The sequence below is a fragment of the Streptomyces sp. ADI95-16 genome (assembly GCF_003721495.1).
GTDB lineage: Bacteria > Actinomycetota > Actinomycetes > Streptomycetales > Streptomycetaceae > Streptomyces > Streptomyces goshikiensis.
In genome coordinates, this window is the sequence record NZ_CP033581.1 from 7,228,584 (window position 1) to 7,241,973 (window position 13,390).

General features: G+C 73.8%; 13 protein-coding genes. 9 read left to right on the forward strand and 4 right to left on the reverse strand.

Annotated elements, in window-relative coordinates:
- Window positions 1-72: 72 nt before the first annotated feature.
- Window positions 73-1,245, reverse strand: a complete 1,173-nt coding sequence (locus EES41_RS32105; protein WP_164495999.1) for a hypothetical protein — start codon at window positions 1,243-1,245, stop codon at window positions 73-75.
- Window positions 1,246-1,500: 255 nt separating this feature from the next.
- Between EES41_RS32105 and EES41_RS32110 the strand changes: the two genes are divergently transcribed.
- From EES41_RS32110 to EES41_RS32130, 5 genes are all read left to right on the forward strand, one after another.
- On the forward strand, window positions 1,501-2,487 hold the full coding sequence (locus EES41_RS32110; RefSeq protein WP_123081440.1) for an NADPH:quinone oxidoreductase family protein: 987 nt from the start codon (window positions 1,501-1,503) through the stop codon (window positions 2,485-2,487).
- Complete coding sequence (locus tag EES41_RS32115; RefSeq protein ID WP_123081441.1) at window positions 2,484-3,671, forward strand: acyl-CoA dehydrogenase family protein; 1,188 nt, start codon at window positions 2,484-2,486, stop codon at window positions 3,669-3,671. Before EES41_RS32110 ends, EES41_RS32115 begins: the two co-directional genes overlap by 4 nt.
- The gene (locus EES41_RS32120) at window positions 3,668-4,816 is read left to right on the forward strand and encodes an acyl-CoA dehydrogenase family protein (RefSeq protein WP_123081442.1); all 1,149 of its coding nucleotides are present in this window, start codon (window positions 3,668-3,670) and stop codon (window positions 4,814-4,816) included. Before EES41_RS32115 ends, EES41_RS32120 begins: the two co-directional genes overlap by 4 nt.
- 78 nt (window positions 4,817-4,894) lie before the next feature.
- Window positions 4,895-5,269: a tyrosinase family oxidase copper chaperone gene (locus tag EES41_RS32125; protein ID WP_123081443.1), complete on the forward strand. Its 375-nt coding sequence runs from the start codon at window positions 4,895-4,897 to the stop codon at window positions 5,267-5,269.
- Window positions 5,270-5,295: 26 nt separating this feature from the next.
- On the forward strand, window positions 5,296-6,156 hold the full coding sequence (locus EES41_RS32130; RefSeq protein ID WP_123081444.1) for a tyrosinase family protein: 861 nt from the start codon (window positions 5,296-5,298) through the stop codon (window positions 6,154-6,156).
- A 71-nt stretch (window positions 6,157-6,227) separates the two neighbouring features.
- Here the strand turns inward: EES41_RS32130 and EES41_RS32135 are convergent, their stop codons facing one another.
- Both EES41_RS32135 and EES41_RS42415 read right to left on the reverse strand, forming a co-directional pair.
- A complete protein-coding gene (locus EES41_RS32135; RefSeq protein ID WP_123081445.1) occupies window positions 6,228-6,518 on the reverse strand; it encodes a chaplin in 291 nt (96 codons plus the stop codon).
- A 96-nt stretch (window positions 6,519-6,614) separates the two neighbouring features.
- Window positions 6,615-6,995: a hypothetical protein gene (locus EES41_RS42415; RefSeq protein ID WP_216827275.1), complete on the reverse strand. Its 381-nt coding sequence runs from the start codon at window positions 6,993-6,995 to the stop codon at window positions 6,615-6,617.
- Between the two features lie 121 nt (window positions 6,996-7,116).
- Here EES41_RS42415 and EES41_RS32145 point away from each other — a divergent pair, with 121 nt between their 5' ends.
- Complete coding sequence (locus EES41_RS32145; protein ID WP_123081446.1) at window positions 7,117-8,574, forward strand: carboxylesterase/lipase family protein; 1,458 nt, start codon at window positions 7,117-7,119, stop codon at window positions 8,572-8,574.
- Here EES41_RS32145 and EES41_RS32150 read toward each other — a convergent pair.
- The gene (locus tag EES41_RS32150; protein ID WP_123082825.1) at window positions 8,552-9,541 is read right to left on the reverse strand and encodes an esterase family protein; all 990 of its coding nucleotides are present in this window, start codon (window positions 9,539-9,541) and stop codon (window positions 8,552-8,554) included. The genes EES41_RS32145 and EES41_RS32150 overlap by 23 nt on opposite strands.
- A gap of 617 nt (window positions 9,542-10,158) precedes the next feature.
- Here EES41_RS32150 and EES41_RS32155 point away from each other — a divergent pair.
- From EES41_RS32155 to EES41_RS32165, 3 genes are read left to right on the forward strand one after another with little or no spacing between them, the layout of a single operon-like run.
- Complete coding sequence (locus tag EES41_RS32155; RefSeq protein ID WP_123081447.1) at window positions 10,159-11,040, forward strand: alkaline phosphatase family protein; 882 nt, start codon at window positions 10,159-10,161, stop codon at window positions 11,038-11,040.
- Window positions 11,041-11,042: 2 nt separating this feature from the next.
- Window positions 11,043-12,308 carry an MFS transporter gene (locus EES41_RS32160; protein ID WP_073777544.1) on the forward strand — a complete coding sequence of 422 codons (1,266 nt, stop codon included), beginning with the start codon at window positions 11,043-11,045 and terminating at the stop codon, window positions 12,306-12,308.
- A gap of 22 nt (window positions 12,309-12,330) precedes the next feature.
- A complete protein-coding gene (locus EES41_RS32165; RefSeq protein WP_123081448.1) occupies window positions 12,331-13,359 on the forward strand; it encodes a hypothetical protein in 1,029 nt (342 codons plus the stop codon).
- Window positions 13,360-13,390 lie beyond the last annotated feature (31 nt).

A 13,390-nucleotide genomic window follows, 5' to 3' on the forward strand; every position in this document is an offset into this window, starting at 1 on the left:
CGGGCGCTCAGATGGCCATGGCCGCGCCCCCGCGGAACCCGGGCCTGTTCCCCGCCCCGCTCCCCGTCCCCGCTACGCCTTCGGCGCGTACGCCTGCCCGCTCGCGCAGGTCCACACCACGGCGCTGGCCGTCATCGTGTTCCAGTCGTAGAAGGTGCCGCCCACCCGGTCGTCGTCCGACGCGGCGAAGGCCTCGCTGCGCGAGTCCGGCGCGGCGCCCGCCGGGTGGGGCAGTGCCAGCGGGGAGCCCTTGCCCGGCCAGTACGCGGCCTGGATGTGGTTGGCGTAGCCCTCGACGAAGGTGACGGCGGTGCCGACGCTCACGTTCGTGGTCGGGCTGATGGCGTCGAGCGTGAGGTGCTCGAAGCCCCCGACCCGGCCCGGGTCGGCCGGGAGCGCGTCGTACGGCTTCTTCCAGGCGGCGGGCTTGCGCTCCTGCCAGTCGCGGTAGCTGCGGTCCTCGTGTCCGACGACCCGGCCCAGGTCGTCGATGCCGGTCGCGCGCGTGCCCACCGTGTAGTCCGAGTCGGTCCAGACCCGCAGGCTGTACGGCGGGTAGCCGCCGCCGGCGGGCCAGACGACGGGGAAGCTCTTGCTCGTGACGACGTCGTCCTCCCAGTAGTAGGTGAGGGCGGTGCCGACGATGTCGCCGCGCTTGTTGATCCCGTCCACCGAGGTGATCTTGGTGGAGGGGTGCGCGTCCGCCGGTACGGGCAGCTCGCGCACCACCGTGCCGTTCAGCCACTCCTTCGGGACGCCCGCGTCCATGCCGACGACCCGGCCGGCGTCGTTGACGTCCGTCAGGGTGCTCGGCGTGGTGGCGGAGTTGACCAGTGCGACCGCCGCCGCGCCCTGCTGGTAGGTGAAGGCGAAGCTGTGGTCGTAGTCGCCCGGCCGGCGGAGCGCGCCGACCATCAGGCCCTTGGCGTTCACGGCCTTGACCTCGCCGGACTGGAACCCCTCGGGCACCGGTACCGCGTGCGCCGTGCCGTCCGCCGTCCAGTACGCCGGCAGGCCGCGGCTCTGGCCGGCGATCAGGCCGTTCGCCCCGAAGGCCTTGACCGTCCCGCCGTTCCCGGCGGGCCCGGCCGCGATGTCGGCCAGCTTGACGACGGCCGGTGCGCACGCCTTCTCGGCCGCCGGGCCCGGCGTGGCCGCGGCGGCCGGGCCGGCCGCCGTGATCAGGCCCGACAGGGCGATCGCGGCGGCGGTCGCGGCTCCGGCCGCGGACATGCTGTTTCTCATGTGGAGGTCCCCCCTGGACATGTGCTGTTCCCCGTTGAGTCATGACACGTGCACGTCACATGCTGCCGCAGGAGCGACGCGAGTGGCGCGATTGGCGCGGGTTGTTTTCGGGCCCGGGGTGGGCAGGTCCTCTGCCGGGCCCCCTCCGCTCCGCCTCCCGAAGGCTCCCGGGGCCTCCCGACGGTTCCCAATCAGGCAAGCGACCGCTTAGTATGCGGCCGAGCGTGGTTCCTCGACGGCGGCTGGAGGCCCCGGATGCAGGCATGGCGAGTACACACCCCCGGCGAACCCAGCGAGGCCATGCGTCTCGAAGAGGTCCCCGAACCGGTCCCCGGCGAGGGGGAGGTGAGGCTGAAGGTGCTCGCGGCGAACGTCAACTTCCCCGACGCGCTGCTCGCCCGAGGCCAGTACCAGATCCGGCCCCCGCTGCCCTTCACCCCCGGGGTGGAGATCTGCGGCGAGACCGAAGACGGCCGCCGCGTCATCGCCAACCCGAGCCTGCCGCACGGCGGTTTCGCCGAGTACGTCATTGCCTCCGAGCGCGCCCTGCTGCCCGCCCCCGACACCCTCGACGACGCCGAGGCGGCCGCCCTGCACATCGGCTACCAGACCGGCTGGTTCGGCCTGCACCGTCGCGCCCGCCTCCGGTCCGGCGAGACCCTGCTCGTCCACGCCGCCGCGGGCGGGGTCGGCAGCGCCGCCGTCCAGCTCGGCAAGGCCGCCGGGGCCACCGTCATCGGGGTCGTCGGCGGCAAGGCCAAGGCCCGTACCGCCGAGGAACTCGGCTGCGACCTGGTCATCGACCGCACCGTCGACGACACCGCCCGGATCGCCGCCCGCGTGAAGGAGTTCACCGGCGGACGCGGCGCGGACGTGGTCTACGACCCGGTCGGCGGCGAGGCCTACACCGCCTCCGCCAAGTGCGTGGCCTTCGAGGGCCGGATCGTCGTCGTCGGCTTCGCCAGCGGCACCATCCCCGCCCCCGCCCTCAACCACGCCCTGGTCAAGAACTACGCCGTGCTCGGCCTGCACTGGGGGCTCTACGCCGCCAAGGACCCCGCCGCCGTCCTCGCCTGCCACACCGAGCTCACCCGGCTCGCCGCCGAGGGCGCCGTGAAACCGCTCGTCACCGAACGGGTCCCGCTCGCCGGGGCCGCGGACGCCGTGCAGCGCCTCGCCGACGGGACCACCGCCGGCCGGCTGGTCGTCGTACCGGCCCTGGACGGAGGCGGCTCGCGATGATCACCTCCGAGGAACTGGTCGCGCGCGTACGGGACCTGCTCGCCGCCCACCCGCCCGGCGAAAGCGACCGCACCGACTTCCTGCGGGCCCGCTTCGACGCCGGACTCGCCTGGGTCCACTACCCCGAGGGCCTCGGCGGACTCGGCGCCCCGCGCTCCCTCCAGACCGTCGTCGACGCCGAGCTGGAGGCCGCCGGCGCCCCCGGCAACGACCCGCGCCGGATCGGCATCGGCCTCGGCATGGCCGCGCCGACGATCCTCGCCTACGGCACCGAGGAGCAGAAGCACCGCTTCCTGCGGCCCCTGTGGGTGGGGGAGGAGGTCTGGTGCCAGCTGTTCAGCGAACCCGGCGCCGGCTCCGACCTCGCCGCGCTCGCCACCCGCGCGGTCCGCGAGGAGGACTTCGGCGACTGGATCGTCGACGGGCAGAAGGTGTGGACCTCCAGCGCCCACACCGCCCGCTGGGCCATCCTGATCGCCCGCACCGATCCGGGTCTGCCCAAGCACCGGGGCATCACGTACTTCCTGTGCGACATGCACGCCCCGGGCGTCGAGGTCCGGCCGCTGCGCCAGATCACCGGCGAGGCCGAGTTCAACGAGGTCTTCCTCACCGGCGTCCGGATCCCCGACGCCCACCGCCTCGGCGCCGTCGGCCAGGGCTGGGAGGTCGCCCGCACCACCCTGATGAACGAACGCGTCTCCATCGGCGGCATGCGCATCCCGCGCGAGGGCGGCATGATCGGCCCCGTCTCCGCGCTCTGGCGCGACCGCCCCGAACTGCGCACGCACGCGCTGCACCAGCGCCTGCTGGAACTGTGGGTGGAGGCCGAGGTGGCCCGGCTGACCGGGGAACGGCTGCGCCAGCAGCTCGCCGCCGGCCAGCCCGGCCCCGAGGGCTCGGGGATGAAGCTCACCTTCGCCCGCCTGAACCAGGAGATCAGCGGCCTGGAAGTGGAACTTCTCGGCGCGGAAGGCCTGCTGTACGAGGACTGGACGATGCGCCGGCCCGAAATCGTCGACTTCACCGGCCGCGACGCCGGCTACCGCTACCTGCGCGCCAAGGGCAACAGCATCGAGGGCGGCACCAGCGAGGTCCTCCTCAACATCGTCGCCGAGCGGGTCCTGGGGCTGCCCGCCGAACCGCGCGACGACAAGGACATCGCCTGGAAGGACCTGGCCCGATGACGGACGAGACGGAGCGGACGACCCCGATGGCCTCGCATGCCCCCTTCGACCTGCTGTACTCCGAGACCGAGGAGGAGCTCCGGTCGGCCGTACGGGCGCTCCTCGCCGACCGCTGCGACGCCGCGAGCGTGCTCGCCCGGGCCGAGACCGACCGGCCGTACGACCCGGAGCTGTGGAGCACCCTCGCGGGCGGGATCGGGGCCGCCGGACTGCTCGTCCCGGAGAAGCTCGGCGGGCAGGGCGCGAGCCACCGGGAGGCGGCCGTGGTCCTGGAGGAACTGGGCCGGGCCGTCGCGCCCGCCCCGTACCTGACCAGCGCCGTCCTGGCGACGGAGATCCTGCTCGGCTGCGACACGACCTCGGCCGAGGTCGCCGGGCTGCTGGCGCAGGTGGCGGCGGGCGCGCGGGTCTGCGTGCCCGCCGTGCCGCTGACGCTGGCGCCGGGGGCCCCGCTGCCCTCCGGGGTGCGGGACGCCGGGGGCGGGGTCCTGACGGGGAGCGTCGGCCCGGTCGCGGACGCCGTGGCCGCCGATGTGCTGCTGGTGCTGGCCGACACCGGGCTGTACGCGGTCCCGGCGGCGGCGGCCACGCTCGTACGGGCGGTCCCGCTGGACCTGACCCGGCCGCTGGCCACCGTGGAGCTGGACGCGGCCACCGGAACCCGGCTCGGGGACCCGGCCACCGCGCGGGCGGCGGTCGCGGGGGCGCTGCTGTCGGGGGCGGGGCTGCTGGCGTCCGAGCAGCTCGGGCTAGCGCAGTGGTGCCTGACGGAGACCGTCGCCCACGTACGGGGCCGCCACCAGTTCAACCGGCCCGTCGGATCCTTCCAGGCCCTCAAGCACCGGCTGGCCCGGCTCTGGCTGGACGTGGCCTCGGCCCGCGCGGCGGCGCGCGCCGCCGCGGACGCGCTCGCCACCGGCTCCCCGGACGCCCCGCTGACGGTCGCGGTGGCCCAGGCGTACTGCTCGGGCGTGGCCGTCCGGGCCGCGGAGGAGTGCGTGCAACTGCACGGCGGCATCGGCATGACCTGGGAACACCCGGCGCACCTGTACCTGAAGCGGGCCAAGGCCGACGTCCTGGCCCTGGGCTCCGCCGGCCACCACCGCACCCTGGTGGCGGACTTCGCGGAACTCCCGTCCCCATAGCCGGGGCCCCGACGGGGTGACCTCGTTCGCTGGTCCGCGTTAGTCCCCGTACGCGGACCACCGAGCGAGGGAGACCGTATGTTCACAGCACCGGCCGCCGCACCACTCACCCGTCGCGCGGTCCTCCGTACGGCCTTCACCGCCGCCGTGCTGGCCGGGACGGCCGCCGCGCTGGCCCCGGTACTGCGGGCCCGGCGGCCCCGGCAGACGCTCACCCCGGCGCCGTTCGCCGAGGAGACCTACCGCGGCCGGCACATCGCCGTCGAGCTCGCCGGGACGGCCGTGCGCATCGACGGGCGCCCGCTGCACGTGATGCGCCGCGCCGACGGCAGCTACCTCAGCGGCATCAACCACTTCCAGTCGTTCGCGACCCCGCTGGAGCTGGCCCGCGCCGCCATCGACGAACTGGGCACCACCCAGCTGGCCCTCGCCGCCCCCCACCACGGCGGCTGACGCACGGGAACGGGAGGAGCCCCGAGGTGTACACCCGGCAGAACCAGAAGAACCTGACCAGCACTCAGAAGAGGCGGTTCACCGCCGCCGTCCTGGAGCTCAAGCGCAACGGGACCTACGACCGGTTCGTGCGCACCCACGACAAGTACTTCGTGCCCGACCGGGACCGGGGGCTCCGGGTGGGCCACATGTCCCCGTCGTTCTTCCCCTGGCACCGCCGCTACCTCGTGGAGTTCGAGAAGGAGCTCCGGGCGCTCGACCCCGGCGTCAGCATCCCGTACTGGGACTGGACCACCGACACCAGCCCGGTCTCCTCCCTGTGGGCCGAGGACTTCCTCGGCGGCACCGGCCGCTCCTCCGACCGCCAGGTGATGACCGGCCCGTTCGCCTACGCGAGGGGCGACTGGACCATCACCGTGGGGATCACGGAGGCCCGGTACCTGACCCGCAACCTGGGCCGCCCGCAGAACCCGGTCAGCCTGCCCACCCCGGCCGAACTCCAGTGGGCGATCGACGACCCGACGTACGACGCCTCTCCCTGGGACTCCACGGCGGGCGGCTTCCGCAACAGGCTGGAGGGCTGGGCCGCGCCGAAGAGCGAGCGCTGGCGCAACCACAACAAGGTCCACCAGTGGATCGGCGGCCACATGACGGGCGGTACGGCGCCCAACGACCCGGTGTTCTGGCTGCACCACGCCTTCGTGGACCTGCTCTGGGACCGCTGGCAGCAGCGGCACCCCTCCTCCGGGTACCGGCCCGCCAGGGCGCCGGTGCCGGGCGACGCCCAGCGCGGCCGGGTGATCGCGCTGGACGAGCCGATGCCGCCGTGGAACATCAGCCCGCGGGAGATGCTCGGCCACCAGGGCGTCTACCGCTACGAGGTCTGAACCCACCCGTGCGGCGCAAGGGCCCCCGCCGACCGGCGGGGGCCCTCAGTGTCGTTCCGACGGGCGGGCGATCAGCCGCCGTAGCCCTCGGTGTGCTCCTGCTGCGTCTGCGCGCCGCCGCCCGAAGCGTTGACGCAGGTGTTGCCGAACGCCGGGTTCAGCAGGCCGACGATGTTGACGCTGTTGCCGCAGACGTTGACCGGGACGTGCACCGGAACCTGGACGAGGTTGCCCGAGAGGACACCGGGGGAGCCGATCGCCGCACCCTGCGCTCCGGCATCGGCGACAGCCAGACCGGCACCGGCGGCCACGGCGCTACCGGCGACAGCGGTGATGGCGAATGCCTTCGCGATACGCGACATCAAGATCTCCTCGTGAGATGTGGGGTTGCCACAGAAGCTGCGGCATTTGACATGGCATACAACGCGGAGACGGCCCAGGGGTCACGGGCGCTGCGCCTACCCGGTGACCGGGAACCGCACCGAGGCGAAGTACGGCCGCACCTGGGTGACGGTCCCCGGCCCGAGCCGCTCCACCGGGGCGCCCGCGCAGCCCGGCTCCCGGTAGAACGTCGCGGTGCCCCGGGTGTGGTTGGTGACGGCCCGGGAACCGCCGCCCTCCGCCGCGACACAGCCCTTCGGGGCGGTGAGCCCGTGGACCCGGTCGTCCTGGCCCACGTACTGGAAGTCCGGACCGGCGGCCGCCGACGCCGTACCGCCCGCCGCCGGAGCTGCCGTAGCCGCAGCCGTGGCCGTAGCCGTGGCCGCCGCGACCGCGGCGGCGGCCAGCAGCAGGGCGGGAGCCGCACCGGTCCGGAGGGGGATCCGCGTGTCTCGCATGATTCGCATGGCCCGTCCAACCGGACCCGCCCCGGGCCGGGTCACGCCGGATCACCCGTTGGACGGCTGTGCGACCGTGTGCGACCGTGCCTGGACAGGCGGAACGTTCCAGGAGGACGGGATGAGCGCACCGAGCGGCCGGCCCCGGGCCGGCACCGGGTACGGAGTGGTCGAAGGCCGGCGCGAGGCCGGCGGCATCGCCGTCTTCCGCGGCATCCCGTACGCCGCACCTCCCGTCGGCGCCCTCCGGTTCGCCGCGCCCGCGCCCCCGGAGCCCTGGGAAGGCGTCCGCGACGCCGGCGCCTTCGGCCCCACCGCGCCCAAGGTGCCCTACCCCGACACCTTCGCGGCCCTGCTGCCCGACCCGGAGATCCCCGGGGACGACTGCCTCAACCTGAACGTGTGGACCCCGGACCCGGACCCCGGCGCCCGGCTGCCCGTCATGGTGTGGATCCACGGCGGGGCGCTCACCCGGGGCTCCGCCGCCGTCCCCGTCTACGACGGCGCCGCCTTCGCCCGCGACGGGGTCGTCCTCGTCTCCCTCAACTACCGCCTCGGCGCGCTCGGTTACGGCCTCTTCCCCGACGCCCCCGCCAACCGCGGCCTGCTCGACCAGATCGCCGCCCTCACCTGGGTCCGCGACAACATCACGGCCTTCGGCGGCGACCCCGGCCGCGTCACCGTCTTCGGGGAGTCCGCCGGGGCCATCAGCATCGGCGCCCTCCTCGCCGCCCCGCCCGCCGCCGGGCTCTTCACCCGGGCCGTCCTGCAGAGCGGCGCCCCCGAGGTGCTGCCGCGCGACCGGGTGCGCACCATGGTCCGGCGGATGGCCGCGCTGCTCAAGGTGCCCGCCACCGCCGAGGCCTTCACGGCCGTCGCCCTGCCGGACCTGCTCCGCGCCCAGGCGGCGGTGCTGCGCCGCACCAACTCGCTCGTCGGCGGCCCCGGCTTCGGCCTGGTGGCGGACCCCGGCATCCTCCCGGCCGATCCGCTGGAGGCGGCCGCCGCCGGGGAGGTGCCGCTGCTGCTGGGCTGGACCGCCGAGGAGTACCGGCTCTGGCTGGCGCCGACCGGGGCGATGCGGGTGCTGGACCGGCTCGGGCCGCTGGCCGTGTCGCTGGCCCGGGCCCGCAGCGGCAAGGACCGGGCCACCGTACGGGCGCTGCGCACCGCGCTGCCCGGGGCGAGCGCCGCCGAGCTCGCGGGCCAGCTGCTCACCGACCGGCTGCTGCGCGACCCGCTGCGGCGGCTGGCCGGGGCCCGGCGGCCGGCCCCGAGCCACCTCTACGAGTTCCGCTGGCGCTCCGGCGTCCCCGGCCTCGGCTCCTGCCACGCCCTGGAGCTGGGCTTCGTGTTCGACACGCTCCACGTACCGGAGGCCGGCTGGCTGGCCGGGCCGGACACCCCGCAGGAGCTGGCCGACGAGATGCACGCGGCCTGGGTGCGGTTCGCGGTCACGGGGGACCCGGGCTGGGCCCCCTGGGACGGCAACGGCCCGCCGAAGGTGTTCGGCGGGCCGGAGCGCGAAGGGGAGGGGGCGGGGGAGGCGCTGGCGGCTACTCCACCGGTCCTTCCATGACCTTGCTGATGAACTGGATCGGGCCCTCGCCCATGTTCGGGACGTAGGTCTTGGCGTTGTGCTTGCCGCCCGGGATGACCTTCAGGCTGGTGTGGACCGGGCCCTTGTTGCCGTAGGTGGCGATGAACTTCTGCACGTCCGGCAGGGTCCTCTTGTTGGACTCGCTGTCGCCGACCTGGAACGCGATGTAGACGTCCGGGCCCTTCTTGTCGATCAGGTCCTTCGCCAGCAGCTCGGGGTTGTTCTCGGCCTTCTCCTTGTCGTGGCCCTTCCACAGGGAGGAGTCCGGGACGATGTCCGGGCCGGAGGCGACCACGGCCTTGAACCGGTCCGGGTACTTCAGCACGGCCTTCATGCCCGCGAAACCGCCGGTGGAGGAGCCCATGAAGGCCCAGCCGTCACGGGACTTGATGGTGCGGAAGTTCGCCTTCATCAGGTCCGGGACGTCATCGGTGAGCCAGGTGCCCATCTTGGGCTGGCCCGGGATGTCGGAGCCGTCCCAGTAGACGCCCTTGTCGTCCGGACCCGGGTTGAGCACCGGCATCGCCAGGATGAAGGGCTTGCTCTTCCCCTCGGCGTACCACTTGGAGATGCTGGACTGGAGACCGAGGTCGGTGCCCATCCAGTAGTTGTTCGGGTAGCCGGCGCCGCCGGGCAGGGCGATCAGGACCGGGAAGCCGCTCTTGGCGAACTTCGGGTCGTTGTACTCCTTGGGCGCCCAGACCCAGACCTTGCCCTTGAAGCCGGACTTCTTGCCGTCGAGCGTGGTGACGGCGATGTGCGTGCCGTCCGGCAGCGTCTGCGCGTTCTTGAAGTCGGCGGCCGGGCCGGTCGGCATCAGCATCTTCGAGTTCGGCGCCTGCTTGGCGGCGCCCCCGCCGCCCCCGCCCCCGCCCCCGCCGGCCGGCTGTCCGAAGGACACGGCACTGCCCTTGTCCGTGAACGGGGGTATCTCGAAGTGGTACATCACGCCGGCGGCTATGCCGGCGAGGCCCAGCACGGCCACGCCCGCGATCAGCCAGCGCTTGCCGCGTGAGCGCCGGCGCGGCTCCTCGGGGGGCTGCGGCGGGCCGTAGTCGTACTCGTGGCCGTAGCCCTGGTCCGGGCCCGGTCCCTGGCCGTAGCCCGGCCCCTCCTGCCCGTAGCCCTGGCCCTGGGCCTGCCCGTAACCCTGGGCCTGCCCGTAACCCTGGCCCTGGCCCTGGCCGTACGGGGGGCCTGGCGGCGGGCCGTCGTGCGGTGGCCGGGGCTGCCGGTACTGCCCTTCCGGTGCCGGCCGGTAAGGCTGGTACTGCTGCTGACCGTCGGGTGCGTAGGACATCGCGGTGGCTCTCCGGCTTGTGCTGCCCGATCGGGCGGGGGGTTGGCTGCTTCCTCTCGGATGATGATCGCAAATACGTTCTGGTTCCTTATTTTCCCTTCTCTTGGGGTTCCGTAGGGCAATGCGTTGCCGATCGCTCAGCGGCTCGGTGGAGTTCCCGCGCTGTTCGCCGAGTGTCCCTGGCCCATGCACATGCCGCTGGGTATGGTGCGTCCGCGCCGCCGCCCCCACCCCCCTCTGCCCGGAGGTTTCCCGTGTTTGGCATGTCCCGTTCACAGGTGAGCCGTAAGACCGCCCTCGCCACCGCCTTCGGCGTCACCGCCGCCGGCGCGGCCCTGTGGGCCGGCATCGGAGCCGCCCAGCCCGCGCACGCCGCCGGCCTGCCCGCGCCCGACCACGTCGTCGTCGTGGTCTTCGAGAACCACGCCTACAACCAGGTGATCGGCAGCTCCAGCGCCCCCTACCTCAACTCCCTCAAGACGGGGGGAGCCAACCTCACCAACTCCTTCGGCATCACCCACCCCAGCCAGCCGAACTACCTCCAGCTCTTCTCCGGCTCCCACCAGGGCGTGACCGGGGACAGCTGCTACACCCCCGGCTTCAGCTCCGCCCCCAACCTGGCCTCCGAGCTGATAGCCGCCGGCAAGACCTGGGCCAGCTACAACGAGACCCTGCCCAGCCAGGGCTCCACCACCTGCAGCAGCGGGAACTACGCCCGCAAGCACAACCCCTGGTTCGCGTTCTCCAACGTGCCCACCAGCACCGCCAAGACGATGACCCAGTTCCCGGCGGACTTCACCACGCTGCCCAAGGTCTCCTTCGTCGTCCCCAACCTCTGCAACGACATGCACGACTGCTCCGTCGGCACCGGTGACACCTGGCTCAAGAACAACCTCAAGGCCTACGCGGACTGGGCCAAGACCCACAACAGCCTCCTCGTCGTCACCTTCGACGAGGACAACCGGCTCGCGGGCAACAAGATCCCGACCGTCCTCTACGGCCAGCCCGTCACCCCCGGCAGCACGTCGAGCACCACCTACAACCACTACGACGTGCTCCGCACCCTGGAAGGCCTCGCCGGCCTGACCACCCACGCCGGCAACGCCGCCGGCGCCAAGGACATCACGGGGATCTGGGCCTCCTGACCATGTACGTTGCGGACAGTCGCGGCACCCCCGCGCCCGCCGTGACCCCCGAGTCACCGGCCGTCGCCCCGGGCACCAGCCCGGGGCGGCGCGCCGCGCTCGCCCCCACGGTGCTCGCCCTCGGCACGGTCAGCCTGATCACCGACGTCTCCTCCGAGATGGTCACGGCCGTGCTCCCGCTCTACCTCGTCGCCGGCCTCGGGCTCTCCCCGCTCGGCTTCGGACTCCTCGACGGCCTCTACAACGGCGTCAGCGCCCTGGTCCGGCTGACCGGCGGCCACCTCGGCGACCGCCTCGGCCGCCACAAGGCCCTCGCCGGCATCGGCTACGGCCTCTCCGCCCTGTGCAAACCGCTCCTCCTGCTCGCGCACACCCTGCCCGCCATCGGCGCCGTGCTCGCCCTCGACCGGACCGGCAAGGGCCTGCGCACCGCCCCGCGCGACGCCCTGATCTCACTGTCCGCCGCGCCCGCGGACCGCGGCCGGGCCTTCGGCGTCCACCGGGCCATGGACACCGCGGGCGCGCTGATCGGCCCGATCCTGGCCTTCCTGATCCTGCGCGGCGCCGCCGACGGCTACGACGCCGTCTTCACGGTCAGCGCCTGCGTGGCCGCCCTCGGCGTCCTGGTGCTGGTCCTCTTCGTCCCCGGCCGCCGCACGGCGGCCGCCCCCGGCGCCGAGCCCGTCTCGCTGCGGGCCTCCGTCGGCCTGCTGCGCCGCCGCGACCTGCGCCGGATCAGCCTCTGCGCGCTGCTGCTCGGGCTGTGCACCGTCAGCGACGGGTTCGTCTTCCTGCTCCTCCAGCGCGCCACCGGGATCGCCGACCGCTGGTTCGCCCTGCTGCCGCTGGGCACCGCCGCCGCGTTCTTCCTGCTGGCGCTGCCGCTGGGCCGGCTCGCCGACCGGATCGGCCGCCGCCGGGTCTTCCTCGGCGGCCACCTCGCGCTGCTCCTCCTCTACGGGCTCCTCCTCGTCGGCGGGCAGCACCCGGCGCTGCCCTACGCGGTGCTCCTGCTGCACGGCGGTTTCTACGCCGCCACCGACGGCGTGCTCATGGCCGCCGCCGCCGGGACCGTCCCCGAGGAACACCGCGGCGCCGGACTCGCCCTCGTCCAGACCGGCCAGGCCCTCGCGCGGTTCGCCGCCTCGCTGGGCTTCGGCGCCGTCTGGACCGTGTGGGGCCCCCGCCCCGCGCTCGCCGTCGCCGCCGCGCTGCTCGCCGTCGCGGCCGCCCTCTGCGTCCGGCTCCGGCCCGGCGCCGACGCCTGACCCCCACCTCCGAAAGGCCCCCATGACCCTCCAACGCCGGATCCTGGTCCTCGTCTGCGCCGCCGCCCTGCTCGCCGCGGTGGCGGCGCTCGCCGTCGTACGGGCCTCCTCGCGCGCCGACGAGAAGAACCAGGCCCGGGCCGGCGGGCCCCGGATCACCCGGGGCGAGGTCTCCCTGACCCCCGGCGACGGCGGCCGGCGGATCGTGTTCCGGAACATGGCCTGGGGCCCGCACCGCGACGAGCTCGCCACCGTCCCGGCCGGTGAACCCGAGGGGCCCCGTACCGCCTCCGGAGTGACCTGCCTGCGCTTCCACTCCGCCGCGGGCACCGGCGTCTGCCTCCAGGCCGACAAGGGCGGGGTCCAGGAGAGCTACCGGGCGGTCGTCCTCGACGCCCGCCTCAAGGAGGTCTCCGCGCACCCGCTGGCGGGCATCCCCACCCGCGCCCGGGTCTCGCCCGGCGGGCACCTCGCCGCCTGGACCGTCTTCGTCGGCGGGGACTCCTACGCCGGCACGAACTTCTCGACCCGCACCTCGGTGCTCGACCTGCGCACCGGACGGTACGACGCCTCGCTGGAGGACTTCACCATCCGCAAGGACGGCAAGACGTACCGCAACGCCGACGTCAACTTCTGGGGCGTGACCTTCACCGCCGACGAACGGGGCTTCTACGCGACGCTCGCGACCGGCGGCAAGACCTACCTGGTCCGCGGCGACCTGGCCGAGCGGACCGTGACCACCCTGCGCGAGAACCTGGAATGCCCCTCGCTGTCGCCCGACGGCACCCGGCTGGTGTTCAAGAAGCGGGTGGAGGGCGCCCCGGCGGAGGCGCCCTGGCGGCTGTACGCGCTGGACCTGGCCACGATGCGGGAGACCCCGCTCGCCGAGGAACGCAGCGTGGACGATCAGGTGGTGTGGACGGACGACAAGACCGTCGTGTACTCCCTGCCCGGTGACTTCGGCGCCGACCTGTACGCGGTACCGGCCGACGGGAGCGGCGCGCCGGCCCGGCTGATGGACTCGGCGCTCGCCCCGGCCTTCCTCGGCTGAGAGCCGGGAGGACCGGGGCGGGCGCCGGCCG

Bases quoted from the DNA above. Each gene is read 5' to 3' on its own strand.
- EES41_RS32105 (WP_164495999.1), bottom strand. From the start codon at position 1,245: ATGAGAAACAGCATGTCCGCGGCCGGAGCCGCGACCGCCGCCGCGATC.
- EES41_RS32125 (WP_123081443.1), top strand. From the start codon at position 4,895: ATGTTCACAGCACCGGCCGCCGCACCACTCACCCGTCGCGCGGTCCTC.
- EES41_RS32165 (WP_123081448.1), top strand. From the start codon at position 12,331: ATGACCCTCCAACGCCGGATCCTGGTCCTCGTCTGCGCCGCCGCCCTG.
- EES41_RS32110 (WP_123081440.1), top strand. From the start codon at position 1,501: ATGCAGGCATGGCGAGTACACACCCCCGGCGAACCCAGCGAGGCCATG.
- EES41_RS32145 (WP_123081446.1), top strand. From the start codon at position 7,117: ATGAGCGCACCGAGCGGCCGGCCCCGGGCCGGCACCGGGTACGGAGTG.
- EES41_RS32155 (WP_123081447.1), top strand. From the start codon at position 10,159: ATGTCCCGTTCACAGGTGAGCCGTAAGACCGCCCTCGCCACCGCCTTC.
- EES41_RS32115 (WP_123081441.1), top strand. From the start codon at position 2,484: ATGATCACCTCCGAGGAACTGGTCGCGCGCGTACGGGACCTGCTCGCC.
- EES41_RS32120 (WP_123081442.1), top strand. From the start codon at position 3,668: ATGACGGACGAGACGGAGCGGACGACCCCGATGGCCTCGCATGCCCCC.
- EES41_RS32160 (WP_073777544.1), top strand. From the start codon at position 11,043: ATGTACGTTGCGGACAGTCGCGGCACCCCCGCGCCCGCCGTGACCCCC.
- EES41_RS32150 (WP_123082825.1), bottom strand. From the start codon at position 9,541: ATGTACCACTTCGAGATACCCCCGTTCACGGACAAGGGCAGTGCCGTG.
- EES41_RS42415 (WP_216827275.1), bottom strand. From the start codon at position 6,995: ATGCGAGACACGCGGATCCCCCTCCGGACCGGTGCGGCTCCCGCCCTG.
- EES41_RS32135 (WP_123081445.1), bottom strand. From the start codon at position 6,518: ATGTCGCGTATCGCGAAGGCATTCGCCATCACCGCTGTCGCCGGTAGC.